The organism is Streptomyces speibonae (assembly GCF_984686075.1).
Map to the genome: position 1 here is coordinate 2,263,382 of NZ_OZ480260.1, position 25,093 is coordinate 2,288,474.

Consider the following 25,093-nt stretch of genomic DNA (forward strand, 5'->3'; position numbering starts at 1 on the left):
GTCCGGGATCGATGGCCCCGCCATCCGTAACGGGCAGGGACATCAGAACCGTACAACGAAGGGGGCGGGGCGATCGACGGATATTGCGCCCGCCGGGAGCGCGCCCGGGGCACCGGGAGCGGGCCGTCGGCCCCGCACACACGAGCCGGCCGGCGGGACCGCGGTCCCGCCGGCCGGTACGCACCGTGGGGTGTTACACCCGCGGCTTCTCGCGCATCTCGTACGTCGCGATGACGTCGTCGACCTTGATGTCGTTGAAGTTTCCGAGGTTGATACCGCCCTCGAAGCCTTCGCGGATCTCGGTGACGTCGTCCTTGAAGCGACGCAGACCCTCGATGTTGAGGTTCTCCGCGACCACCTTGCCGTCGCGGATGAGGCGGGCCTTGGTGTTCCGCCTGACCTCGCCGGAGCGGATGATGACACCCGCGATGTTGCCCAGCTTGGACGACTTGAAGACCTCGCGGATCTCCGCCGTGCCGAGCTCGACCTCTTCGTACTCCGGCTTGAGCATGCCCTTGAGGGCCGCCTCGATCTCCTCGATCGCCTGGTAGATGACCGAGTAGTAGCGGACGTCCACGCCCTCGCGCTCGGCCATCTGCTGCGCGCGCCCGGCGGCGCGCACGTTGAAGCCGATCACGATGGCGTCCGAGCCCATCGCCAGGTCGATGTCGGACTCCGTGACCGCACCGACGCCGCGGTGCAGGACGCGGATGTCGACCTCTTCGCCGACGTCCAGCTGGAGCAGGGAGGACTCGAGAGCCTCCACCGAACCGGACGCGTCACCCTTGATGATCAGGTTCAGCTGCTGGACCTCGCCGGCCTTGAGCACCTTGTCCAGGTCCTCCAGCGACACGCGGCGCGTGCGCTTGGCGAAGGCGGCGTTGCGCTCACGGGCGGCGCGCTTCTCGGCGATCTGACGGGCCGTACGGTCCTCGTCCACGACGATGAAGTTGTCACCCGCGCCCGGGACGTTGGTCAGGCCCAGGACCTGCACCGGCGTCGACGGGCCGGCCTCGGCGACGTTGTTGCCGTTGTCGTCGAGCATGGCGCGCACACGGCCGTAGGCGTCGCCCACCACCATCGTGTCGCCGACCCGCAGCGTGCCCCGCTGGACGAGGACGGTCGCCACGGCACCGCGGCCGCGGTCGAGCCGGGACTCGATCGAGATGCCCTGCGCGTCCTGCTTGGGGTTGGCCCGCAGGTCGAGCGAGGCGTCCGCGGTGAGGACGACGGCCTCGAGGAGGCTGTCGATGTGCAGACCCTGCTTGGCGGAGATGTCGACGAACATGGTGTCGCCGCCGTACTCCTCGGCCACCAGGCCGTACTCGGTCAGCTGACCGCGCACCTTGGTCGGGTCGGCGCCCTCGACGTCGATCTTGTTGACCGCGACGACGATCGGGACGTCGGCGGCCTTGGCGTGGTTGAGCGCCTCGACCGTCTGCGGCATGACGCCGTCGTTGGCCGCGACGACGAGGATCGCGATGTCCGTCGACCGCGCACCACGGGCACGCATGGCGGTGAACGCCTCGTGACCCGGGGTGTCGATGAAGGTGATCTTGCGCTCTTCGTCGTTGACCTCGGTCGCGACCTGGTAGGCACCGATGTGCTGGGTGATGCCGCCGGCCTCGCCCGCGATGACGTTCGTCTTGCGGATGGCGTCGAGCAGTCGGGTCTTGCCGTGGTCGACGTGACCCATGACGGTGACGACCGGCGGGCGGACCACCAGGTCCTCCTCGCTGCCCTCGTCCTCGCCGAACTCCAGGTCGAAGGACTCGAGCAGCTCGCGGTCCTCCTCCTCCGGGCTGACGATCTGAACGGTGTAGTTCATCTCGTCCGCGAGGAGCTGGAGCGTCTCGTCGGAGACGGACTGGGTCGCGGTGACCATCTCGCCGAGGTTCATCATGACCGCGACGAGCGACGCCGGGTTGGCGTTGATCTTCTCCGCGAAGTCGGTGAGCGACGCACCGCGCGACAGGCGAATGGTCTCGCCGTTGCCGCGAGGCAGCATCACGCCGCCGACCGACGGGGCCTGCATGGCCTCGTACTCCTGGCGCCTCTGCCGCTTCGACTTGCGGCCGCGGCGCGCGGGACCCCCGGGACGGCCGAAGGCGCCCTGCGTGCCACCACGGCCACCGGGACCGCCGGGACGGCCGCCGAAGCCGGGACGGCCACCGCCGCCGCCGAAACCGCCGCCGGGACGGCCGGCGAAGCCGCCGCCACCCGGACGACCGCCGCCACCGCCGCCGGGACGGCCGGCGAAGCCGCCGCCACCGGGACGACCGCCGCCACCGCCGCCGGGACGGCCCGCACCGCCCGGACCACGGCCGCCGGGGCCGGGACGCGGGCCGGCAGCGGGACGCTGCGGCATCATGCCGGGGTTCGGACGCGGGCCGCCGGGACCGCCGCCGGGACGGGGACCGCCCTGCGGACGCGGCATCGAGCCCGGGGTCGGGCGCTGCCCGCCCGGAGCCTGCGGACGCGGACCGCCGCCCTGGCCGGGGGCCTGGGGACGCGGACCGCCGCCGGGGGCACCGGGACCGCCGGGACGCTGGCCCTGCGGGCGCGGGGCCTGCGGACGGGCCATACCGGTGGAGCCACCGGAGGTGAAGGGATTGTTGCCGGGACGGGGACCGGCCGGGCGGCCGCCCGGACGCGGAGCGCCGCCACCGGAACGCTGACCCTGGCCGGACGGACGGCCCTGGCCCGGACCGCCGGGACGGGCGCCGGGCTTGGGCGCGCCGGGACGCGCGCCGCCGGGCTTGGGACCGGACTGGGCCGGGGACGCCGCGGGCGGGGCCTGGAACTCCGGTGCCGCCGGGGCCGGGCGCGGCGCGGGGCGCGGGCCGGGCGTCGGACGCGGGCCGGGAGTGGCCGGCGACGGCGCCGACGGGGCCGGGGGCTGCTGGGCCGCGGGCGGCTTGGGTGCCGCCGGCGGCTTCGGGGCAGCCGGACGGGGCGCCGGGGACGGCGCCCCGGGCTTGGGTGCGGCCTTCCTGGGCGCGCCGGGCTTGGCGGCGGGCTTGCCGTTGCCCCCGCCCTGCTGGAAGGCGTCTGTCAGTTTGCGTACTACGGGCGCTTCGATGGTCGAAGACGCCGAACGGACGAATTCACCGAGTTCCTGGAGCTTGGCCATGACGACCTTGCTCTCCACGCCGAACTCCTTGGCGAGTTCGTAGACCCGGACCTTAGCCACTTCGCTCCTCTGAGGTCCGGGTTGCGTCCGGACCGTCGCTAGTTCATGGGCGTACTCATCGCGTACTCATCGAGTGCTCATCGCAATCTCGACCTGCTTTCGACTCGCGAGGTACCAGACCGCACGGGGGTTTCCGTGCGGCACGTTTCTTACCGTGTCGCCCCTTCAGCGGGCCTTTCGGCCGCCGATCGGCAACCTTGCGCCTGCTCGACGTGGTGGCGCAACGCCTTTACGTCGAGCGGTCCCGGGACGCGCAGCGACCTCGGGAACGCCCTGCGGCGCACCGCCTGGTCGAGACAGACCGGGACGGGATGCACATATGCACCCCGGCCGGGCAGCGTACCGCGAGGATCAGGGACGCACTCGTCCTCGATCGCCACGACCCGCAGCAGCTCGCTCTTGACCGCTCGCTCCCGGCACCCCACGCAAGTGCGCTCAGGGCATACGCCAGCTCGTGTCCGGCCAGACACTCCTCAGTCTACCTCCCCGGACCGACCTCACCCCTACGGGGCGAGAATCGAACACCGCCACGACCAAAGCTGTCGTGATCTCAGCGAATCGCGGCTTGGATCTATTCCCCGGCCCGCTCCCCAACCCGTTCTCCGGTCTGCTCCGTGTCGGGCCGGATGTCGATCCGCCAGCCGGTCAGCCGCGCGGCGAGACGGGCGTTCTGCCCCTCCTTGCCGATCGCCAGGGACAGCTGGTAGTCCGGCACGGTGACCCGGGCGGACCGGGCCGCCAGGTCGACGATCTCGACCTTGGAGACCCGGGCGGGCGACAGCGCGTTGGCCACCATCTCCGCCGGGTCGTCGGACGAGTCGACGATGTCGATCTTCTCACCGTTCAGCTCGGCCATGACGTTGCGCACGCGGCCGCCCATGGGGCCGATGCAGGCGCCCTTGGCGTTCAGGCCCGACCGGGTGGACCGCACGGCGATCTTCGTACGGTGACCTGCCTCACGGGCGATCGCGGCGATCTCCACGGAGCCGTCGGCGATCTCCGGCACCTCCAGGGCGAACAGCTTCTTCACGAGGTGGGGGTGCGTGCGCGAGAGGGTCACCGACGGACCGCGCACGCCCTTGGCCACCCGGACGACGTAGCACCGCAGCCGCATGCCGTGCGGGTAGGTCTCGCCGGGGACCTGCTCCTGCACCGGCAGGATGGCCTCCAGCCTGCCGATGTCGACGAGTACGTTCTTGGGGTCGCGGCCCTGCTGCACCACGCCGGTGACGATGTCGCCCTCGCGGCCGGCGTACTCGCCGAGCGTCGCGTCGTCCTCGGCGTCGCGCAGGCGCTGCAGGATGACCTGCTTGGCCGTGGTGGCGGCGATACGGCCGAAGCCGGACGGGGTGTCGTCGAACTCGCGGGGCTCCTGGCCCTCCTCCAGGTCCTCGGGGTCCTCCTTCGCCCACACGGTGACGTGCCCGGTCTCCCGGTCGAGCTCCACGCGCGCGTGCCGGCGGCTTCCCTCGGTGCGGTGGTAGGCGATGAGGAGGGCCGACTCGATCGCCTCGACCAGCAGGTCGAAGGAGATCTCCTTCTCCCGTACCAAGCCCCGCAGGGCGCTCATGTCGATGTCCACGGCTACGCCTCCTCTTCCTTCTTGTCGTCCTTCTTCTCGGACGCGTCGTCCTTGCGGTTGAACTCGACCTGGACGCGCGCCCTGGTGATGTCGTCGAAGGCGAGCCTGCGCGCGGTGGCCTTGCGGCCCTTGACCCCGGGCACCTCGAGATCGAGGCCCTCGTCGTCGGCCTTGAGGATCCGGGCGACCAGTTCGCCGCCCTCGGCGAGCTGGAAGAGCACCAGGCGGCCGGTGGCGCGCACATAGTGGCGGTGCTCGGTGAGGAGGCGCTCCGCGCCCGGGGTGCCGACCTCGAGGGTGTACTCGGCACTGCCCATCGCGTCCGTGTCGTCGAGCTTCGCCGAGAGCGCGCGGCTCACATCGGCGATCCGGTCGAGGTCCGCTCCGGTGTCGGAGTCGACGACGACGCGCAGCACACGCCTGCGGCCGACCGAGTCCACGGCGATCTCCTCGAGATCCAGGCCCTGGGAGCTGACGAGCGGTTCCAGAAGTTCTCGAAGCCTCTCGCTCTGGGTGGTGCTCATCCGGGTGACTCCTCGGCCGCGTGTGCTGTTGTGGGACGGTGCGCGTGTCTGTACAAAGCGTATCCGGTCGCGGAGGGTGGTGCCGTCCACCCCGGTCACGGGGTGGGTGCCGCTGACGGTCACGGGGGATACTCCCGGGTACGGTGATCGCGGGCCATCGGCCCGCGTCGCTCCCGTAGCCCCGTCCGTACGAGCCCCGAGGACGTCTGCCGTGTCGTTTCCCTCGTCTCCGCGTGCCCGTTCGGGGCCGCACAGAAGGAGCCTGCTCGCCGTCGCCGCCCCGGCCCTGCTGGCGACGGGCTGTTCCGCCGGTTCCGCCGGTTCCGGCACGTCCGACGGCGGCGCCGGGCGTCCCTCCGCCGCCGACCGGGCACGCGCGCGTGCGGCCCGGGACAGTGCGGCGCTGGCCGCGCGGTACGACGCGGTCGTCGCCGGGCATCCGAAGCTCGCGGAGCGGCTGGGGCCGCTGCGTGCGGAGGTCCTGCGGCACGCGGAGGCGTTCGGGGGTGCGGGGAAGGGCTCGCCGTCCTCGTCGCCGTCGCCGTCGCCCTCGCCGTCGGGTTCCGGGGCGGCGGCCTCGGGGCCCACCCCTCGCCCGGTGCCCGCGAAGGCGCAGGACGCCCTCGCCGAACTCGCCGCCGCCGAGCGGGAGCTCGCCGACCGGCGGACGGAGGCGCTGCTGGACGTGCCGGGTGAGCTGGCCCGGCTGCTGGCCTCGGTGGCGGCGGCGGGAGCGGCCCATGTGTATCTGCTGACGGAGGCGGGACGGTGACGCGGGCGCGCGAGGCGGAGAACAAGGAGCTGCGGGCCCTGCAGGGGGCGCTGGCCGCGGAGCACGCGGCGGTCTACGGCTACGGGGTGGTCGGCGGCCGGATCGGCAAGGAGCGGCGCGCCGAGGCACGCACGGCGTACGACGCGCACCGGGCGCGCAGGGACGCACTGGTGCGGGCGGTGAAGGACGCGGGGGGCGCGCCGGTCGCCGCCGCGGCGGGTTACGCGCTGCCGTTCCCGGTGCCGGACGCGGCCGCGGCGGTCCGGCTGGCGGCCGAGCTGGAGGCCCGGGTGGCCGGGGTGTACGGCGACCTGGTGCGCGCGAGCTCCGGCGGCCGGCGCCGGGGGGCCGCCGAGGCGATGCGGGAGGCGGCGGTGCGGTCGGTGCGCTGGAGTGGGGAGAGCGTAGCCTTCCCTGGGCTCGCCGAGCGGGGCGGTACGGCGTCACGGACCCCGGCGCCGTCCGCGTGAGGTGACGTCCCGGGCACGCGTGACGGGGCGGCAGGCACCGCGTACAGCAGGAAGGGAACGACTCGCGCATGGTTTTCGAACCGCCCAAGCGCCTGGTGCGGGCGCTCGGTGAGACGGCGCCCGAGGGTGACGACTGGCTGGAGAAGCTGCCGGAGACGGCGCACGAGGCGGTCGCACGGCGCGAGTTGACCGTGGAGCGGATGCAGGTGCCGGGCGGGCGCAGCAGCCTGGTCGTGCTCGTGCGGACGGCCGACGGCACTCCCGCGGTGCTGAAGCTGGCGCCGCGCCGGGCGCGCCCGGAGAGCGAACGGGCCGCGCTGGCGCACTGGGGCGGGCTGGGAGCGGTACGGCTGCTGGAACCGGTCCCGGACGCGACGCAGGGGGTGCTGTTGCTGGAGCGGCTGCATCCGGACGTGTCGGTGCGGTCGCTGCCGGAGGCGAAGGCACTGCTGGAGGCGGCGGGGACGCTGCGCAGGCTGTGGGTGGATCCGCCCGAGGGGCACGGCTTCGAGACGGTGGCCGAGCGCACGGAGCGGCAGGCGCGGGCGATGCGGGCGAGTGCGGCGGCCGACACGGAGCTGGCCGCGCTGGTGGGCGCGGCGCTGGCGGTGCGCGAGGAGCTGCTGGCGGCTCCGCCCGAGCACCGGCTGCTGCACGGGACGTTCCGGCAGAGCAAGGTGCTGGCCGGGGAGCGCATGCCGTGGCTGGCGGTGGGACCGGACCCGGTGGTCGGCGAGCAGGCGTTCGACCTGGCCCGGCTGGTCCGTGACCGGGTGGAGGACCTCATCGCCCAGGCGTCCGGCGCCGCGACCACCCGCCGGCGGGTGAAGCGGCTGGCGGAGTCCCTGGAGGTCGACCGCGAACGCCTTCGGGGGTGGACCCTGTTCCGCGCGGTGGAGTCGGGCGTCCGCGCGCGCCGCGTGGGCCGCGAACAGGACGCGGAACTCCTCCTGGAATTCGCCAGCTGGCTGTAGCTCCGCCGGCAGCTTCCGTGAGCCGACGGGGGCGGGCGGGCGTCGCCGCCCCGGTACCCGACCACGGCAGCCCGAACACCGGCCCCGGCCCGCGCATGCAGGGTGCCTTCCGCACTCTCGGCTTCGCTCGAGCGGGAGGCACGACTGCCCGCGGCCGCGTACCCGGGGCAGCGCCCCCGGCTTGCCCGGCCCGCCACCCGGACACCACGCCCCCGCCCGCCAGGGACCGGAGTGCGGGGGTGGGCCGGTGCGGGTGGGTGTGGCTCGCGGGTCGGCGGCGTGGTGAAGGGCTCCGGCTGGGTGGAAGGGCGGGTGCGCCCCCCTGCGCGCGGGTGGGTGCAGGGGGGCGCTGGGGGTCCGGTCGGCGTGCCTCCCGAGCTTGCTGACCGGAGTTTCACGGGCCCGCCGGAGGAGCCGCTCCGGCGGGCCCGTGATGTGCGGTGGCTTCACAGGCCAGCAGCCATGTGTGCCGGCGAATGAGCGACCCCTGGTCGGGGCCGTCGTCGAGGTCGGTCGCGTCGTGCGCGGCGGAGTGCTCCGGGTAGGAGGGCACGTGCGTGAAGAGGGCGAGGTCGCCGGGCGGCACGCGCCACGACAGATGCCATCCGCCGGCCACCAGGCACAGGCGCTGCGTCCCTTCGGCGTCGAGCGGGCTGAGGACGGCACTGGCCGGATGCAGCGCCGCGAGCCAGGCCAGGAGGTGCGCCCGCTCCCGGTGCGTCCGGACCGCCTGGCGTTCGTAGGAGTCGGCGTGCTGCTGCCAGCGCGCCAGCCGCTGTCTGCTCACGGCGAGTTCGTGTTCCAGGCGCAGCCTGTCCTCGGCCTCCCGCGCCCGGGCGGCGGCCCGGCGCGGCAGGAACCTGCGCAGCACGGTCGGCGGATTCATCCGGACTCCTCCGACGCGGACGGGGGCAGGGGGGTCAGCGGGCCCGCGTACTCGGCCACGTTGGCGAGGGAACAGCGCTCCGCGCGGCCGTCCACCGACATCAGGGGCATTCCGTCGTCGGCCCGCTGTCCCTGGAAGTACCAGATGACGCCGTGCGCGTCGCGGTACGGGACCGCGAGGTCGTAGAGGGTGTCGCCGAGCCGGAAGGGCCGCGCCGCTGCGGCCGCCTGCCGGACGAGGACGCTCATCCGGACTCCGGCACGCCGCCCTTCACCGGCCGGTGTGCCGTCTCCGGCCGGCTCGTCGGCCACGGTGATGCCGAAGTACTCGCACCAGCCGGCCCATCGCGCGAACGGGGGCGCGAGTTCGAGGAGGACGCGCACCGCGTCGCCGTCGGCCCACACCTTGCGCACGTCCGGGTGGGTTCCCACCTCCCTCTCGACCGCCCGGGCCACGATCCTGGCGTGCTCGCGGGCGGCGTCCCAGGCGAGTGCCTCTTGTTCGAGTTCGGTCGGCGGGGGTGCGCCGGGCGACGGCACGGGGGCGTCCGGTTCGGCCGGCGCGGGGAGCGTCGTGGCGGCGGGCTGGTCGCGGTGGGGTGCCACGACGGTCACGCGGACGAAGGACGGCGCACGTACGACGGGTCCGTTCACGCGGCCATCGCCCCCGCCGCCCAGCGCAGCTTGCACATGGCACGGTGCGTCAGGGCTTTGACGGCACCGACGGTGCGGCCCATGGCGGAGGCCGTCTGCTCGATCGACAGCCCTCCGATGAACCGCAGTTCGACGCAGTGCCGCTGGGAGGGGGCCAGCGCGCACAGGGCGCGGTGCACCGTCTCGCTGGCCTCGATGACGTCCAGTTCCCGCAGCACCAGGGACTCGGTGCCGGGACCGGGCTGCTCCGGGTCCCCGAAATCGGAGACCAGCGTCTCCCGCCGGGTACGGCTGCGGCCCAGTTCGTCCAGGTGCAGGTTCTTGGCGATGGTGGTCAGCCAGGCGGCCGGGTCGGTGCCCCGCCAGGCGAAGCCGCCGATGCTCCGCAGGGCACGCGTGAAGACCTCCTGGGTCAGGTCCTCGGCCAGGTGCCGGTCGTGGGTGCGGCTCAGCAGGTAGCCGTGCACGAGCCGGTAGTGCTCGCGGTAGAGGAGGCCGAACGCCTCCCGGTCCCCGTTGCGGGCACGGGCGAGCCACTCCGGCTCCGGGGCGTACGGGGCGGTTCTCGTGGGGGTGGGTAAGGACACGCTCGGTACTCCTTCGATCTCGTCCGCGTCGGTGCGCAGGTGCGGGTCCGGGTGTCGTCGGGGGCCGGTGCCCCACCCTGTGCGGGCGGGTCGCCGACAGCGGAAGCATCTTGTATCTACATGTAGATGTAGATACCTGGACGCGACAGCTCCGCTCAACCCACCACCGGGGGCCGCCTCCCGAGGACATACACAGTCTGCATGTAGATGTAGATCGCGTCAAGGGGCGCGAGTTGTGCGGCGACCGTACGAACGCTCCGGCGCACACCACCCGATCCCCGCCTCGATCTGCAATCTACTTGCGCTTGTAGATGGGCATGGCACATCCTCTGACGCGTGACGAACCGACAGACGCCCCCTCCCGCACCGGACGCCGGTGACGATCCGGAGCGCCCGGGCGAGGATCTGGCGGCGCTCCTCGAGCGCCTCCTCGCGCTGCCCCAGAGCGGGACCCAGAAGGACCTGGCCAAAGAGGCGGGCATCTCCTACCAGACGCTCAACGCCTGGATGAACCGCACCCGCGGCACCTCCCGGATCGCGCCGGAGAAGCTGCGTGCCATGGTCGAGGTGTTCCGGCGGTGGGGTGTGCGGACGACACCCAAGGAGTTCTTCGAGGCCGTCGGGCGCCCCGTGCCGGGGCCCAGCAAGGACGAGCGCGAGGCGCGGCTGCTGAAGCTCTACCGCCAGCTGCCGGAGGCCCGGCAGCGCGCCCTGATCAAGGACGCGGAAGCGATGCTTCAGGTCAGCAGGATCACCTGAACGACCGCGCACCGAGGACTGCCGATCCGCCGTCACGGAATGCACAGAAAGCCTCACAGGTACTCACAGGCATCGATACCATCGGGAAGCCGCTGGCCTCCCGAAGCGGAACATCATGCCGTAGTGCATCCCTGGGGAGACAGTCATGTGCATCCACGTCGCCGTTGCGGACGATCTGCCGGACATCGTCGTATGGGATCCGAACGAAGTCAGCATCCTCGTCGCGAGGGGTTCCCACCTACTTGAAGTGGTCCGGGAACTGCATGCCCTCCTGACGGTCGACCTTGGAGCACCCGGGGGGACCGGCTGCACGTTGCTGTGCTTCTGCGGCGCGCGGCTGGAGCTGCCCGCCGAACTGATCGGCCACCCTGTGACGGCTCAGGCCTGCTGACGCCGTCACGCACGCCGGTCCGCCCCGCCGCCTCCGGGTACGTACCGTCCGGGGCAGGCCGCGGGCCCGCCCCGGGCGGTGGTGCCGTACTCCCAGCCGCCGGTCAGCGGCCGGTGAGACGGGTGATCGCCTCGTCGACGGTCACTTCCTCGCGCTCTCCGGTCCTGCGGTCCTTCAGCTCCACCACGCCCTCGCCGGCGCGGCGGCCCGCGACCAGGATCCGCGGCACGCCGATCAGCTCCGAGTCGGTGAACTTCACGCCCGGGGAGACACCCGCGCGGTCGTCGACCAGGACGCGGACGCCGGCGGCGGACAGCTTCTCGGAGACGTCGAGGGCGAGCTCGGTCTGCAGGGCCTTGCCCGCGGCGACCACGTGGACGTCGGCCGGAGCGACCTCCGCGGGCCAGCACAGGCCCTTGTCGTCGGCGGTCTGCTCGGCGAGGGCGGCCACCGCGCGGGAGACACCGACGCCGTAGGAACCCATGGTGACGCGGACGGGCTTGCCGTTCTGGCCGAGGACGTCGAGCTTGAGGGCGTCGGTGTACTTGCGGCCCAGCTGGAAGATGTGGCCGATCTCGATGGCGCGGTCCAGGCGCAGCCCGGTGCCGCACTTCGGGCAGGGGTCGCCCTCCTGCACCACCACGACGTCCACGTACGCGTCGACCTCGAAGTCACGGCCGACGACCACGTTCTTGGCGTGCGTGTCCGACTTGTTGGCGCCCGTGATCCAGGCGGTGCCGGGCGCGACCCGCGGGTCGGCCAGGTACCGGACCTTGTCCAGGCCCTGCGGTCCGACGTAGCCGCGCACCAGGTCGGGGCGGGCGATGAAGTCGGCCTCGGTGACCATCTCCACCGCGGCCGGGGCGAAGTGCGCCTCGAGCTTGCCCATGTCGACCTCGCGGTCACCGGGCACGCCCACGGCGACGATCTCACCGTCCACCTTGACCAACAGGTTCTTCAGCGTGGCCGAGGCGGGCACGCCCAGCGAGTCGGCGAGCGTCTCGATGGTCGGGGTGTCGGGGGTGGGGATGTCCTCCGCGGCCGGGACACCGGTGGCGTCGACCGGCTTCAACTCGTAGGAGATCGCCTCCGTGTTCGCGGCGAAGTCGCAGTTCGGGCAGTCCGCGAAGGTGTCCTCGCCGGCCTCGGCCGGGGCAAGGAACTCCTCCGACCTGGAGCCGCCCATGGCGCCCGCGGTGGCCGCGCAGATCCGGTGGTCGAGGCCGAGGCGCTCGAAGATCCTCTGGTACGCCTGGCGGTGCAGGGCGTAGGACCGCGCCAGGCCCTCGTCCTCCAGATCGAAGGAGTAGGAGTCCTTCATGAGGAACTCGCGGCCGCGCAGGATGCCGGCCCGCGGGCGGGCCTCGTCGCGGAACTTGGTCTGGATCTGGTAGAGGATCACCGGCAGGTCCTTGTAGGAGGACGCCTGGTCCTTCACCATCAGGGTGAAGATCTCCTCGTGGGTGGGGCCGAGGAGGTAGTCGCCGCCCTTGCGGTCCTTCAGCCGGAACAGCTCGGCGCCGTACTCGTCCCAGCGGCCGGTCGCCTCGTAGGGCTCACGCGGCAGCAGCGCGGGCAGCAGGACCTCCTGGGCGCCGATGGCGTCCATCTCCTCGCGGACGATCCGCTCGACGTTGGCCAGGACCTTCTTGCCCAGGGGCAGCCAGGTCCAGATGCCGGCGGCGGTGCGGCGCACGTAGCCGGCCCGGACCAGCAGCTTGTGGCTGAGGACCTCGGCGTCCGCCGGGTCGTCGCGCAGCGTCTTCGCCATCAACTGGGACATGCGCTGGACCGGTGCGTTCGCCATGGTTCTCGTACTCCTGCTGCGTCTCGGTGATGACAGGAGGTTAGCCGGGCGGGCGGGGGCGGCGGAAATCGGTTGTCCCTACCGGCGCCGGAGGGGCAGCGGCGCGCCCATGACGGCGTACGGCCTGGGGGCGCTGGGGAAGTGGACCTGGCGGGCGAGGTCCTGGTAGCCGAGCGAGCGGTACAGCCGGCGGGCGGGGCTCTCCACGTCGATCGCGGAGAGGATCGAACGGGGCTGTTCGGCGCCGTCGGTGATGGTGGTGATCAGGGCCCGGCCGATGCCGCGCTGCTGGTGCCGGGGGTGGACGTGCAACTCGGTGATGACGAAGGAGTCGTCGAGCCAGTCGTCGTGGCCCCGGGCGCGCAGATAGGGCTCCACGACGGTGGACCACCAGTGGGCGCGGTCGTTGGGCATGCCGTAGACGAAGCCGGCCAGGCGGCCCCGGGTGGTCGCGCCGAAGGCCCGGGCACCGGGAAAGCTCATGTGGCGCAGCACGATCTGCCGGCGCACCGCCACCTCGTCGGGTCCGAGACCGAACGCCACCGCCTGCACCGCCAGCGCCTCGTCGACGTGGCCGGGGAGGTCGAGGGGGCCGATCACGATGTCGTCGGGCTGTGAGCGGCCGTGACCGGGAAAGCGCAGCATGCCGGGGAGACTACAGGGCGGTGCCGGTCAGAACAGCACGCTCATGAAGGCCCCGACCTCCTGGAAGCCGACCCGTTCGTACGTCCTGCGGGCGGGGAGGTTGAAGTCGTTGACGTAGAGGCTGACCACGGGGGCGATGTCCGCCAGGGCGTAGCGCAGGACGGCCGCCATGCCGGGGGCGGCGACCCCTTTGCCGCGGTGCTCGGGGGCGACCCAGACACCCTGGATCTGGCAGGCCCGGTCGGTCGCGGCACCGATCTCGGCCTTGAAGACGACCTTGCCCTCGTCGTCGAAGCGGGCGAAGGAACGGCCGGCGCCTACGAGCTCGGCGACCCGTGCCTGGTAGAGCAGTCCCCCGTCGCCGGCCAGCGGGGAGACGCCGACCTCCTCGGTGAACATCGCCACGCACGCCGGCATGATCGTCTCGAGTTCGTCCTTGCGGACGCGGCGTACGTACGGGTCCGGGGCGACGGTGCCGGGCATGCGGTCGGTGACCATCAGCGGCTGGTGGGAACGGACCTCGCGGGCCGGGCCCCACTGGGGTTCCAGCAGCCGCCACAGATCGGCGGTGGGACCGGCCTGGCCGACGATGGAGGAGCAGCGGCGGCCGGCCCGCCGGGCGCGGTCGGCGAAGGCGCGCACGGCCCGGGGGGTGGCGCAGATGGGCACCAGGTTGGCCCCCGCGTAGCACAGGGAGGTCAGGACGCCGCCCTCGTACCAGCCCCACATCTCGCCGCCGAGCCGCCAGGGGTCGAGGCCGGCGATCCGGACCCGGGCCGCCACGAAGACGTTCGCGACCGGCTCGCGGTCGAGTACGGCGAGCGCGGCGTCCAGGTCGCTCGGTTCGAGGACCCGGGAAGTGGTCTGCGTCAACAAATGCGGGGGCCTCACACAATGGGGTCTGCCTGATTTCCGCACTGTACCCGCGCGGGCCCCGAGGTGCCGCCCCGGTCCGGGCCCGGACGTCCCGCGTGCGGCGCCGGTCCGGGCCCGGACGTCCCGCGTGCGGCGCCGTACGGGCCGGGTCGTCCCGTACGGCGCCCGGGGCGTCGCGTCAGCCGGCGACGGAGACCTCGGGCTCGCCCGAGGCCACGCCGTCCTTCTCCATGTCCTCGGCGATCTTCATCGCCTCTTCGATCAGCGTCTCGACGATCTTCGACTCGGGGACGGTCTTGATGACCTCGCCCTTGACGAAGATCTGGCCCTTGCCGTTGCCCGAGGCGACGCCGAGGTCGGCCTCGCGGGCCTCGCCGGGGCCGTTGACGACGCAGCCCATGACGGCGACGCGCAGCGGGACGTCCATGCCGGTGAGGCCGGCGGTGACCTCCTCGGCGAGCTTGTACACATCGACCTGGGCGCGGCCGCAGGACGGGCAGGAGACGATCTCCAGGCCGCGCTGGCGCAGGTTGAGCGACTCCAGGATCTGGATGCCGACCTTGATCTCCTCGACCGGCGGGGCGGACAGGGAGACGCGGATGGTGTCGCCGATGCCCTGGGAGAGCAGCGCGCCGAAGGCGACGGCGGACTTGATGGTGCCCTGGAAGGCGGGGCCTGCCTCGGTGACGCCGAGGTGGAGCGGGTAGTCGCACTGGGCGGCGAGTTGGCGGTACGCCTCGACCATGACGACCGGGTCGTTGTGCTTGACGGAGATCTTGATGTCGCGGAAGTCGTGCTCCTCGAAGAGGGACGCCTCCCACAGGGCGGACTCGGCCAGCGCCTCGGGGGTCGCCTTGCCGTACTTCTGGAGCAGGCGCCGGTCCAGCGAGCCGGCGTTCACGCCGATGCGGATCGGGGTGCCGTGGTCCTTGGCCGCCTTGGCGATCTCCTTGACCTGGTCGTCGAACTTCTTGATGTTGCCCGGGTTGACGCGGACCGCCGCGCAGCCCGCCTCGATCGCGGCGAAGACGTACTTGGGCTGGAAGTGGATGTCGGCGATGACCGGGATCTGCGACTTCTTGGCGATCACCGGGAGGGCGTCGGCGTCCTCCTGGGTGGGGCAGGCGACGCGGACGATCTGGCAGCCGGACGCGGTGAGTTCGGCGATCTGCTGGAGGGTCGCACCGATGTCGGACGTCCGCGTGGTCGTCATCGACTGCACGGAGACGGGTGCGTCGCCGCCGACGGCCACCGACCCGACCTGGATCTGCCGGCTCCTCCGGCGTTCGGCGAGCCTGGTCGGAACGGACGGCATGCCGAGAGAAATCGCAGTCATCTGCTGTGCAACCCCAAGTCGTGGATCAAGGTCCGGTTCCCCGTGAACGGCGGGCTCCGGGGTCCGAGATTACGGCAATGGCCCACGCCCGGGCACATCGCGTCGGTAACCCACCCAAAGGACGGCCCGGAACGAAAGGGTTCCGGGCCGTCGTGCACGGCGGATGCCGAGGCGGGAACCTCTAGGAGATCCGTACCGGGTTCACCACGTCCGCGATCAGGACGAGGATGGTGAAGCAGACGAAGATCCCGGCCACCACGTAGGCCACGGGCATCAGTTTCGCCACGTCGAACGGGCCCGGGTCGGGCCGGCGCAGCACTCTGGCGAGGTTGCGGCGCAGCGACTCCCACAGCGCGCCCGCGATGTGTCCGCCGTCGAGCGGCAGCAGCGGCAGCATGTTGAACAGGAACAGGGAGAGGTTGAAGCCGGCCAGCAGCATCACGAACATGGCGAGCTGCTGCGAGGCGGGGATGTCGAGCGTGGCGATCTCACCGCCGACCCGGGCCGCGCCGACGACGCCCATCGGGGAGTCGGGTTCTCGCGGGCCGTCGCCGAAGGCGGCGTCCCACAGGGCGGGGATCTTGGAGGGCAGGGCGGCGAGGGAGTCGACGGCGTCGCCGACCCGGTCGGTCATCCAGGTCACGGAGTCGTCGAAGTCCTGTTTGACGACTCCGGTGGCGGCACTGAAGCCGAGGAAGCCGGCCTTGACGTACTCGCCCTCGACGTAGGCGCCGCTGCCGTCCTTCTTGGCGACCAGGTTGGTGGCGATCGTCGCCTGGAGGGTGACCTCCTTGCCGTCGCGGTCGACGACGATCGGCACGCTCTTGCCGGCGCTGTCGCGGATGAGGTCGGACAGGGTGCCCCAGTCCTCGGTGCGCACGCCGTCGAAGGCGACGATCCGGTCGCCGGCCTTCATGCCGGCGGCCTCGGCCGGGGACCGGGGGTCGGACGCCTTGCACTCGTCGCGGTTCTCGCTCTGCGAGATGACGCAGGGGGAGACGGAGCTCACGGTCGTGGTCTGCTGCTGGATGCCGAAGCCCATCAGCACGATGAGGAAGAGCACGACGGCGAGGATCAGGTTCATGAACGGGCCGGCGAACATCACGACGACCCGTTTCCACGGCTTGCGCTTGTAGAACAGGCGCTTCTCGTCGCCGGGCCTGAGCTCCTCGAAGGCGGCGGAGCGGGCGTCCTCGATCATGCCGCGCCACGGGGAGGTGGAGCGGGCCTCGAGGCGTCCGTCGGGGCCGGGCGGGAACATGCCGATCATGCGGATGTAGCCGCCGAACGGGATCGCCTTGATGCCGTACTCGGTCTCGCCCTTGTTCCGCGACCAGAGGGTCGGGCCGAAGCCGACCATGTACTGCGGCACGCGGATGCCGAACATCTTGGCGGTGGACAGGTGGCCCAGCTCGTGCCAGGCGATCGAGAACAGCAGGCCGGCCGCGAAGACGACTATGCCGAGGATGAACATCAGGGTCGTCATGCACGCGCCTCCGCGCTCGCCGTCCGGACTGTCAGTTCCCGGGCCCTCTCGCGGGCCCAGGTCTCCGCTTCGAGGACGTCCGGCACGGTCAGTGAGGTTCCCTTCGCCGGGGTGCCGTGTTCCTCGACCACCCGGGTCACGGTCTCCATGATCCCGTTGAACGGCAGCGCGCCGGCGCGGAAGGCCTCGACGCACTCCTCGTTCGCGGCATTGAACACCGCCGGGGCCGTTCCCGCGAGTTCGCCGACGTGCCGGGCGAGGTTCACCGAGGGGAAGGCCTCGTTGTCGAGGGGGAAGAACTCCCAGGTGGACGCCTTGCTCCAGTCGAAGACCGGGGCGGCGTCGGGGACCCTCTCGGGCCAGCCGAGGCCGATGGCGATGGGCCCGCGCATGTCGGGGGGCGTCGCCTGGGCCAGTGTCGATCCGTCCGTGAACTCAACCATCGAGTGGACATACGACTGCGGGTGCACGACGACCTCAATGCGGTCGAAGGGAATGTCGTACAGCAGGTGCGCCTCGATGACCTCCAGGCCCTTGTTGACGAGGGTCGCGGAGTTGATCGTGATCACCGGGCCCATGGCCCAGGTGGGGTGGGCGAGGGCGTCCTCGACGGTGACGTCGGCCAGCTGCGCCCTGGTGCGGCCGCGGAAGGGGCCGCCGGAGGCGGTGACGACGAGCTTGCGCACATCGGCGCGGGTGCCGGCGGCCAGCGCCTGGAAGAGGGCGGCGTGCTCGGAGTCCACCGGGATGATCTGTCCCGGCGCGGCGAGCGCCTTGACCAGCGGGCCGCCGACGATGAGCGACTCCTTGTTGGCGAGCGCGAGGGTGCGGCCCGCCTCCAGGGCGGCGAGGGTCGGGGCGAGTCCGATGGAGCCGGTGATGCCGTTGAGGACGGTGTGGCAGTCGGAGGCGGCGAGCCGGGTGGCCGCGTCGGGTCCGGCCAGGATCTCGGGCAGCGGCTCCCCCGCGCCGTACTGCGCGGACAGGGCCTCGCGCAGCGCCGGTACGACGTCCGCGCGGGCGACGGCGACCGTGCGCACCCGCAGACGGCGGGCCTGCTCGGCGAGGAGCGCGACCCGGCCGCCGTTGGCGGACAGGGCCGTGACCCGGAACCGGTCGGGGTTGCGCAGTACGAGGTCGATGGCCTGGGTGCCGATCGACCCGGTGGAGCCGAGGATCACCACGTCCTTCGGGCCGTCTCCCACCACGGGGTCGTACACCAGGTGCGGATCGGCGAGCGGGGCTGGAGCGTCGGTCATGGACCCCATTGTGTCGGGTCCCGCCCGCCGTCGGGGCCCCGCCCCGGCGGCCGGTACGTGTGGAGTTCCGCGCGCGGGGGCGTGTCCGGCGGCCGGTCACGCCCCCTTGGGCCGGGCGGGTCAGCGGATGGGGCGGTGCACGTTCTCCCGCCGGGTGGGTCCCGGGGTGGCGTCGGCGATCCACGGGCCGTCGTCCGAGGGGTCGATGACGCCCTGCTCGAGCCACTCGTAGGTACCGGAGAGCACGCCCTTGACGACCTTGCGGTCGAGGTCGTCGGTGTTGGTCCACAGCCGGCCGAAGAGCTCCTCGACGCGGATGCGGGCCTGGCGGCAGAAGGCGTCGGCGAGCTGGTAGGCCTCGCGGCCGTTCTCGCCGCGGCCGCGCAGCAGTTCGGCGCGGACGCAGGCGGCGCTCATCGCGAACAGTTCGGCCCCGATGTCGACGATCCGGCCGAGGAAGCCCTGCTTGGTCTCCATCTTCCCCTGCCAGCGGGACATGGCGTAGAAGGTGGAGCGGGCCAGCTTGCGCGAGGTGCGCTCGACGTAGCGCAGGTGCGGGGACAGGTCGATGCCGTGTTTGAACTCGTGGTACGAGCCGGGCAGCTGCCCCGGTCCGGCGACGAGCTTCGGCAGCCACTTGGCGTAGAACACACCGGCGTTGGCGCCCGCCCTGGCCTTGTCGCCGAGGGACTTCTCCGGGTCGATCAGGTCGCCCGCGACCGAGAGGTGGGCGTCGACGGCCTCGCGCGCGATCAGCAGGTGCATGATCTCGGTGGAGCCCTCGAAGATCCGGTTGATGCGCAGGTCGCGCAGCATCTGCTCGGCGGGGACCGCGCGTTCGCCGCGCGCGCGGAGGGAGTCGGCGGTCTCGAAGCCGCGTCCGCCGCGGATCTGCACCAGTTCGTCGGCCATCAGCCAGGCCATCTCGGAGCCGTACAGCTTGGCGAGGGCGGCCTCGATGCGGATGTCGTTGCGGTCCTCGTCGGCCATCTGGGAGGACAGGTCGAGCACGGCCTCCAGGGCGAAGGTGGTCGCCGCGATGAACGCGATCTTGGAGCCGACGGCCTCGTGCAGTGCCACCGGCCTGCCCCACTGCTCACGGGCCGCCGACCACTCGCGCGCGATCTTCAGACACCACTTGCCGGAGCCGACGCACATCGCGGGCAGCGACAGCCGTCCGGTGTTGAGCGTGGTGAGGGCGATCTTGAGCCCCTGGCCCTCCTCGCCGATGCGGTGGGCGGCGGGGACGCGGACCCGGTGGAAGCGGGTGACGCCGTTCTCGAGGCCGCGCAGACCCATGAAGGCGTTGCGGTTCTCGACGGTGACGCCCTCGGAGGAGGCCTCCACGACGAACGCGGTGATGCCGCCCCGGTGGCCCTCGGACTTCGGGACCCGCGCCATGACCACGAGCAGGTCGGCGACCACGCCGTTGGTGGTCCACAGCTTCACGCCGTCGAGGACGTAGTCGTCGCCGTCCGGGACGGCCGTGGTGGCGAGCCGGGCGGGGTCGGAGCCGACGTCCGGCTCGGTGAGCAGGAAGGCGGAGATGTCGGTGCGGGCGCAGCGCGGCAGGAACGACTCCTGCTGCTCCCGGGTGCCGAAGATCTTCAGCGGCTGCGGGACGCCGATCGACTGGTGCGCGGAGAGCAGCGCGCCGATCGCCGGGCTGGCGGAGCCGACCAGGGCGAGGGCCTTGTTGTAGTAGACCTGGGTGAGGCCGAGGCCGCCGTACTTGGTGTCGATCTTCATACCGAGGGCGCCGAGCTCCTTGAGCCCGGTGATCACCTCGTCGGGGATGCGCGCCTCGCGTTCGATCGCGGCTCCGTCGATCTGTGTCTCGCAGAAGTCGCGGAGCTTGGCGAGGAACTCCTCACCGCGCTGGACGTCCTCGTCCGCGGGGAGAGGGTGGGGGTGGATCAGGTCGAGCCGGAAGCGGCCGAGGAACAGTTCCTTGGCGAAGCTGGGCTTGCGCCAGTCCTGCTCCCGGGCGGCCTCCGCGACCTGACGGGCCTCCCGTTCGGTGACGGTGGGCCGAGACGGGAACGGGGGTGTCTCGGGTACTGCGGACATGAGGCTCACCTCGCCGCGAATCGGTGGGAGTCGTTCGTTACTGACGGGTGCTACCCGTTCGTATCTACCCGATTCGTAGCGACCCCACCACCCTTTGTGCGGCCGTTGGGACGACGCCGCGTACTCCGGGGCCCGGCACCGGGCGCAGCGGTGCCGGGCCCCGCCTCGTACCGGCCGCCCCCTAGTGCCGCGGCAGGCAACGTTTGCCCGTCAAGGAGCGGCGTCCGGTGCGTGCTCTCGGCGTGCCGGCCGGAAGTCCTCGTACTGGACGTACTTGGGCTTTCGGCCGGTGCGGCGAGAGTGCGTGCCGGGCGTCGCGACGGGGCGAACGTTGCCTGTCGGGGCACTAGAGGGCGAGGCCGGTGAGGACCATGACGCGTTCGTAGGTGTAGTCCTCCATGGCGAACCGCACGCCCTCGCGGCCCACGCCGGACTGCTTGGCGCCGCCGTAGGGCATCTGGTCGGCGCGGTAGGAGGGCACGTCGCCGACGACCACGCCGCCGACCTCCAGGGCGCGGTGGGCCCGGAAGGCGGTCTGCAGGTCGTGGGTGAACACCCCTGCCTGGAGGCCGTACTTGGAGTCGTTGACGGCGGCGAAGGCCTCGGCCTCGCCGTCCACCTTCCGCACGGTCAGCACGGGCCCGAAGACCTCCTCGCAGGAGAGCGTCACATCGGCGGGTACGCCGGTGAGCACCGTCGGCGCGTAGGAGGCGCCGTCGCGCTTGCCGCCGGTGAGGAGGGTGGCGCCCGCGTCGACGGCCTCCCGCACCCATGCCTCGACGCGCTGCGCGGCCTCCTCGCTGACCAGCGGGCCGACGTCGGTGGCGTCGTCACCGGGGTCGCCGGTGACCTGTGCCTCGACGGCGGCGACGATGCGCGGCAGCAGCCGGTCGTACACCGACGCGTCGGCGATCACGCGCTGCACCGAGATGCAGGACTGGCCGCCCTGGTAGTTGGAGAAGGTCGCGATGCGCTGCGCGGCCCAGTCCAGGTCCTCCTCGCTCGCGTAGTCGGCGAGGACGACGGCCGCGCCGTTGCCGCCCAGCTCCAGGGTGCAGTGCTTGCGCGGCACCGAGTCCATGATCGCGTAGCCGACCTTCTCGGAGCCGGTGAAGGAGATCACCGGCAGCCGCTCGTCCTGCACGAGGGCGGGCATGCGGTCGTTGGGGACCGGGAGGATGCTCCAGGAACCGGCGGGCAGTTCGGTCTCGGCGAGCAGTTCACCGAGGATCAGCCCGGACAGGGGCGTGGCGGGCGCCGGCTTCAGGACGATCGGGGCGCCGGCGGCGATCGCCGGGGCGATCTTGTGGGCGCACAGGTTCAGCGGGAAGTTGAACGGCGCGATGCCGAGCACGACGCCCTTGGGGAAGCGGCGGGTGAACGCGAGCCGTCCCTGGCCGCCGGCGTCGGTGTCCAGCCGCTGTGCCTCCCCGCCGTTGAAGCGGCGGGCCTCCTCGGAGGCGAAGCGGAAGACGGAGACGGCCCTTGCGACCTCGCCGCGGGCCCACTTCATCGGCTTGCCGTTCTCGGCGGAGATCAGCCGGGCGATCTCCTCGGTGCGCTCCGCGAGTCGCCGGCTGACGTGGTCCAGTGCGGCGGCCCGCACGTGGGCGGGGGTGGCGGCGAACTCGTCCCGTACGGCGTACGCGGCGGCCACGGCCTCCTCGACCTGGGCGTCGGTCGGCACGCTCACCGCGCCGACCACCCGGCCGTCCCAGGGGGAGGTGACGTCGAAGGCGGCCTCGCCGGTGGCCTGGCGGCCGGCGAGCCAGAAGGCGTGGGTGGAAGTCATGTGGAGTCCCGGCCCTTCCGCGTAGGGGGTGTCCATGGGTTTCTGGCTCCCACGGTAGGGGCGCCCCACCGGGCGGGCGTTTGTCCGGCGCGTACGGGTGCCGTACGGCAGTGTGCCGCTTCGGCGCAAAGAGCCGCCCCGTGTTCGCCGGGCGTCGTCCCGCCGTCCGTCAGGAGCCCGCTTCCACGGTGGGGGTCGGCTGCGGGGACTGTGCGGAGGCGCCGCCCGCGGCCTGCTCGGTGACGCGCTCGATCGCCTGGACGGCGAGGTCGGGCTGCTTCACATAGATCTCGTGGTCGCTCTTCTCGGCGGTGCGCAGCGTGCTGTTGCTGGAGACCTTGAGCCACTTGCGCTGGCCGTCGGCCCATCCCTGCTCCAGGTCGGGACCGTACTCGGGGACGGCGGCGAGGTACTTGACCCCGTGCTGGATGACCTCCACGGGGATGTCCCCGGCGGAGCGGACCTCGCCGTCGGTGACGGTCAGCTTCTCGTCGTTCTGGCCCTTGTTCACCGCGACGACCCCTGCCCGCACCTGGGCGCCCGGGCCGGTGGCCGACTCGGGGATCACCTCGGTGACGTCGGCGGTCGTCGTGGGCGAGGTGGCGTCCATCAGCACCAGCCCCTTGACCCGGTCCTGGTGGTCGGGGGCGTACCGGGCGGCGATGAGTCCGCCGAGGGAGTGACCGGCCAGCACCACGGGGGCGTCGCCGGCGACCCGGTCGATCACGGCGGTCAGGACCTCGCCGCTGTCGGCCACGGTCTGCGGACCGGCCGGCTTGTCGCTCGCGCCCTCGCCGAGCCGGTCGTAGGAGCAGACCCGGCCGTTCTCGCTCAGCGTCTTCTGGATGCCGGCCAGTTTGTCCAGGCCGTCGCCCAGACCGGCCATCAGGACGACGACCGGCCTGCCGTCCACCGCGTCGCCGGAGCAGGAGACGTTCACCGACTGGCCCCCGACGGGGATCTTCTGGGTGCCGGTGACCGGCTTCTCGCTGCCCTTGTCCGCCGAGTCCGCCTTCCCCGACCCTTCCGACGCGGCGGGCTCCGGGTCCGACTGCGTGTCGGTCTCGCAGCCGACGAGCCCTGCGGTCAGCGCGGCACAGCACAGCGCGGCCACAGCGGTCGCCCGGATCGTGCGCTTCACAATGTCCTCCAGAAGTGGGATTCGTGGAGGGGAGACGGCCGGCGTCGCCGGTGTCTCCCCTCCCCCGCGACCGGGGGTGCCGCGGTGTCCCGAACGCTACGGAGGCGGCCGTCCGGAATCGTCACCTCACGGTGGACACCCTCGCGTAGCTCGCATGGGGGACAGGCCCGGCGCTTGTAGTTCTCGGCGGCACTCAGCCGTTCTCGGTCGCCGTGGCCTTGAGGGCGAGCCACAGCTCCATGCGCACGTCCGGGTCGTCCAGGGAGCGGCCGAGGATCTCCTCGACCCGGCGCATCCGGTAGCGCAGGGTGTGGCGGTGGACGCCGAGGTCGGCGGCCGCGGCGTCCCACTGGCCGTGCCGGGAGAGCCAGGCGCGCAGGGAGGCCACGAGGTCGCCGCGGCCGGTGGCGTCGTGTTCGCGCAGCGCGCGCAGCAGCCCGTCGGCGAACGCCCGGACCGCGTCGTCGGCGAGCAGCGGCAGCACGGATCCGGCGGCCATGTGTTCGTGCTCGACCAGCACCCGGCCCCGCCGCCGGGCCACCGAGAGCGCCTGTTCGGCCTGTTTGTAGGCGGCGGACGCGGCGATCGGCCCGGCGGGCGCGGACAGACCGATCACCAGGCCGTCCTCGTCAGCCTTGCGGGCCGCCTCCCGCGCGGCGGCGTGGTCGCAGCAGGCGGCCACGGCGGCACCGCCGTCGGCGGCCAGGACGACCAGCCGGTCGCCCTCCGGCACGATCAGCACGGCCTCACCGGCGCGGGCGGCGGCGGACTCGGCGGCCTCGGCGAGTGCCCCGAGGGCGTCACCGTCCGCCTCTGCGCTCGCGACGGCGACGATGACGCGGAAGGGCGCGTCCAGGAGGGTGCCGTACAGGTCCCCGGCCACCGCGCGGGCGTGGTCCGGCTCGCCGGCGAGCAGCATGCGCAGGACGGCGGCGCCGATGCGCTGCTCGGCGGCGTGCAGGGAGCGGGAGCGTTCGGTGGTGAGGGTGAGCAGGGCGATGGCGGAGTGGACGGCGTACCGCTCGGCGGTGCCGAGGGCCGCCGCGGTGCCGACGGCGAGCGCCGCGCGGGGGCGCCGGCCGGTGCCCAGGGAGTGCAGTTCGACCCGGTCCTCGTGCTCCGGTCCGGCCACGACCGAGGAGGCGGGCGCGGGGCGTTCCCGCAGCCGGGTCACGTCCGGGGTGAACCGCGCGGCCCGCCGGACGGCCCAGTCCGGTGCGGTGGCGACGACGGCGCCCGAGGCGTCGTAGAGCGCGGCCCACCCGTCGACCTGCGCGGCGAGCACGGTCAGCAGCCCCTCCGGGCCGGCGGCCAGGGCCTGCCGGGTCAGTTCCCGCTGGGCGGCGAAGCCCGCGGTCACCGCGCGGTACTGGTCGGCGGCGATGGCGGCGGACACGGCCTTGCTGATGGCGAGGAACGGGGTGCGGCGCGGCACCTCCAGCAGCGGCAGGCCCTCCGCGCGGGCGGCGTCGACGAGGGCGTCGGGGATGTCGTCGTAGTGCACCCCGACGGCGAAGCCGAGCCCGACCACCCCGGCGCCGGCCAGCCGCTTCACATAGCGGCGCATCGCCTCCCGGTCCTCCGCGTCGAGCTTGAGCGCGGTGATCAGCAGCAGCTCCCCGCCCTCCATGTAGGGCACGGGGTCGGCGAGCTCACTGGCGTGCGCCCAGCGGACGGGCACGTCGAGGCGGTCCTCGCCCGCGCGCACGGTCAGTCTGAGCGCGGAGTGATGGACGAGCGAGGCGAGCGTCGGGGGCATCGGGGCCTTGAGCCTTCGGTCTGCGACGGGTGTGCGAGAGAACGGTGATCATTTGGCCGCGACGTATGAACGGCCTGTGTCAATTCTGCCTCACTGTACGGTCACCGGGACTGTACGGTCACCGGGGCGGC

At 72.5% G+C, this 25,093-nt stretch carries 22 protein-coding genes; 5 read left to right on the forward strand and 17 right to left on the reverse strand.

Features of this window, described 5'->3' with window-relative positions:
- Window positions 1–193: 193 nt before the first annotated feature.
- The 4 genes from infB to rimP all read right to left on the reverse strand — a co-directional run bounded on the left by infB (window position 194) and on the right by rimP (window position 5,299).
- Entirely contained in the window at window positions 194–3,193 is a 3,000-nt protein-coding gene (gene infB / locus AC5L3C_RS09845) for a translation initiation factor IF-2 (protein WP_493648471.1), read from the reverse strand.
- A gap of 149 nt (window positions 3,194–3,342) precedes the next feature.
- Complete coding sequence (locus AC5L3C_RS09850) at window positions 3,343–3,663, reverse strand: YlxR family protein (protein WP_125503941.1); 321 nt, start codon at window positions 3,661–3,663, stop codon at window positions 3,343–3,345.
- A 101-nt stretch (window positions 3,664–3,764) separates the two neighbouring features.
- Window positions 3,765–4,775, reverse strand: a complete 1,011-nt coding sequence (gene nusA, locus AC5L3C_RS09855; protein WP_493648473.1) for a transcription termination factor NusA — start codon at window positions 4,773–4,775, stop codon at window positions 3,765–3,767.
- A gap of 2 nt (window positions 4,776–4,777) precedes the next feature.
- Window positions 4,778–5,299: a ribosome maturation factor RimP gene (gene rimP, locus AC5L3C_RS09860; protein ID WP_493648475.1), complete on the reverse strand. Its 522-nt coding sequence runs from the start codon at window positions 5,297–5,299 to the stop codon at window positions 4,778–4,780.
- A 211-nt stretch (window positions 5,300–5,510) separates the two neighbouring features.
- Here rimP and AC5L3C_RS09865 point away from each other — a divergent pair, with 211 nt between their 5' ends.
- The 3 genes from AC5L3C_RS09865 to AC5L3C_RS09875 all read left to right on the forward strand — a co-directional run bounded on the left by AC5L3C_RS09865 (window position 5,511) and on the right by AC5L3C_RS09875 (window position 7,515).
- The gene (locus AC5L3C_RS09865; protein WP_493648477.1) at window positions 5,511–6,071 is read left to right on the forward strand and encodes a hypothetical protein; all 561 of its coding nucleotides are present in this window, start codon (window positions 5,511–5,513) and stop codon (window positions 6,069–6,071) included.
- Window positions 6,068–6,541, forward strand: coding sequence for a ferritin-like domain-containing protein (locus tag AC5L3C_RS09870; protein WP_493648479.1), 474 nt, complete (start codon window positions 6,068–6,070; stop codon window positions 6,539–6,541). The genes AC5L3C_RS09865 and AC5L3C_RS09870 overlap by 4 nt, the downstream gene beginning before the upstream one ends.
- A gap of 68 nt (window positions 6,542–6,609) precedes the next feature.
- Window positions 6,610–7,515 carry an aminoglycoside phosphotransferase family protein gene (locus AC5L3C_RS09875; RefSeq protein WP_493648481.1) on the forward strand — a complete coding sequence of 302 codons (906 nt, stop codon included), beginning with the start codon at window positions 6,610–6,612 and terminating at the stop codon, window positions 7,513–7,515.
- Between the two features lie 394 nt (window positions 7,516–7,909).
- Here AC5L3C_RS09875 and AC5L3C_RS09880 read toward each other — a convergent pair whose 3' ends face one another.
- Genes AC5L3C_RS09880 through AC5L3C_RS09890 form a run of 3 tightly spaced genes read right to left on the reverse strand, consistent with a single transcriptional unit; the run spans window position 7,910 to window position 9,641 of the window.
- Complete coding sequence (locus tag AC5L3C_RS09880; protein WP_493648482.1) at window positions 7,910–8,401, reverse strand: hypothetical protein; 492 nt, start codon at window positions 8,399–8,401, stop codon at window positions 7,910–7,912.
- Window positions 8,398–9,054, reverse strand: coding sequence for a BN159_2729 family protein (locus tag AC5L3C_RS09885; protein WP_493648484.1), 657 nt, complete (start codon window positions 9,052–9,054; stop codon window positions 8,398–8,400). The genes AC5L3C_RS09880 and AC5L3C_RS09885 overlap by 4 nt, the downstream gene beginning before the upstream one ends.
- Complete coding sequence (locus AC5L3C_RS09890; protein WP_493648486.1) at window positions 9,051–9,641, reverse strand: RNA polymerase sigma factor; 591 nt, start codon at window positions 9,639–9,641, stop codon at window positions 9,051–9,053. The genes AC5L3C_RS09885 and AC5L3C_RS09890 overlap by 4 nt, the downstream gene beginning before the upstream one ends.
- A gap of 336 nt (window positions 9,642–9,977) precedes the next feature.
- On the opposite strand from AC5L3C_RS09890, the gene AC5L3C_RS09895 reads away from it, so the two are divergent.
- Both AC5L3C_RS09895 and AC5L3C_RS09900 read left to right on the forward strand, forming a co-directional pair.
- Window positions 9,978–10,400 carry a helix-turn-helix domain-containing protein gene (locus AC5L3C_RS09895; protein ID WP_125503950.1) on the forward strand — a complete coding sequence of 141 codons (423 nt, stop codon included), beginning with the start codon at window positions 9,978–9,980 and terminating at the stop codon, window positions 10,398–10,400.
- A gap of 145 nt (window positions 10,401–10,545) precedes the next feature.
- On the forward strand, window positions 10,546–10,791 hold the full coding sequence (locus AC5L3C_RS09900; protein ID WP_493648488.1) for a hypothetical protein: 246 nt from the start codon (window positions 10,546–10,548) through the stop codon (window positions 10,789–10,791).
- A gap of 103 nt (window positions 10,792–10,894) precedes the next feature.
- Here AC5L3C_RS09900 and AC5L3C_RS09905 read toward each other — a convergent pair whose 3' ends face one another.
- From AC5L3C_RS09905 to AC5L3C_RS09950, 10 genes are all read right to left on the reverse strand, one after another.
- The gene (locus AC5L3C_RS09905) at window positions 10,895–12,598 is read right to left on the reverse strand and encodes a proline--tRNA ligase (RefSeq protein ID WP_493648489.1); all 1,704 of its coding nucleotides are present in this window, start codon (window positions 12,596–12,598) and stop codon (window positions 10,895–10,897) included.
- A gap of 78 nt (window positions 12,599–12,676) precedes the next feature.
- Window positions 12,677–13,243 (reverse strand): GNAT family N-acetyltransferase, encoded by a 567-nt coding sequence (locus AC5L3C_RS09910; RefSeq protein WP_125503953.1) that lies wholly within the window; start codon window positions 13,241–13,243, stop codon window positions 12,677–12,679.
- Between the two features lie 27 nt (window positions 13,244–13,270).
- Window positions 13,271–14,119, reverse strand: coding sequence for a GNAT family N-acetyltransferase (locus AC5L3C_RS09915; RefSeq protein WP_493653801.1), 849 nt, complete (start codon window positions 14,117–14,119; stop codon window positions 13,271–13,273).
- A gap of 178 nt (window positions 14,120–14,297) precedes the next feature.
- The gene (ispG, locus tag AC5L3C_RS09920; RefSeq protein WP_493648491.1) at window positions 14,298–15,455 is read right to left on the reverse strand and encodes a flavodoxin-dependent (E)-4-hydroxy-3-methylbut-2-enyl-diphosphate synthase; all 1,158 of its coding nucleotides are present in this window, start codon (window positions 15,453–15,455) and stop codon (window positions 14,298–14,300) included.
- 181 nt (window positions 15,456–15,636) lie between these two features.
- Window positions 15,637–16,929, reverse strand: a complete 1,293-nt coding sequence (locus AC5L3C_RS09925; protein ID WP_493653802.1) for a M50 family metallopeptidase — start codon at window positions 16,927–16,929, stop codon at window positions 15,637–15,639.
- A gap of 8 nt (window positions 16,930–16,937) precedes the next feature.
- Window positions 16,938–18,200: a 1-deoxy-D-xylulose-5-phosphate reductoisomerase gene (gene dxr / locus AC5L3C_RS09930; protein ID WP_493648492.1), complete on the reverse strand. Its 1,263-nt coding sequence runs from the start codon at window positions 18,198–18,200 to the stop codon at window positions 16,938–16,940.
- A 120-nt stretch (window positions 18,201–18,320) separates the two neighbouring features.
- Window positions 18,321–20,270: an acyl-CoA dehydrogenase family protein gene (locus AC5L3C_RS09935; protein WP_493648493.1), complete on the reverse strand. Its 1,950-nt coding sequence runs from the start codon at window positions 20,268–20,270 to the stop codon at window positions 18,321–18,323.
- 346 nt (window positions 20,271–20,616) lie between these two features.
- Entirely contained in the window at window positions 20,617–22,062 is a 1,446-nt protein-coding gene (locus AC5L3C_RS09940; RefSeq protein WP_493648495.1) for an aldehyde dehydrogenase family protein, read from the reverse strand.
- 169 nt (window positions 22,063–22,231) lie between these two features.
- Window positions 22,232–23,206: an alpha/beta fold hydrolase gene (locus AC5L3C_RS09945; RefSeq protein WP_493653803.1), complete on the reverse strand. Its 975-nt coding sequence runs from the start codon at window positions 23,204–23,206 to the stop codon at window positions 22,232–22,234.
- Window positions 23,207–23,396: 190 nt separating this feature from the next.
- Window positions 23,397–24,962 carry a PucR family transcriptional regulator gene (locus AC5L3C_RS09950; RefSeq protein WP_493648496.1) on the reverse strand — a complete coding sequence of 522 codons (1,566 nt, stop codon included), beginning with the start codon at window positions 24,960–24,962 and terminating at the stop codon, window positions 23,397–23,399.
- Between the last annotated feature and the right edge of the window lie 131 nt (window positions 24,963–25,093).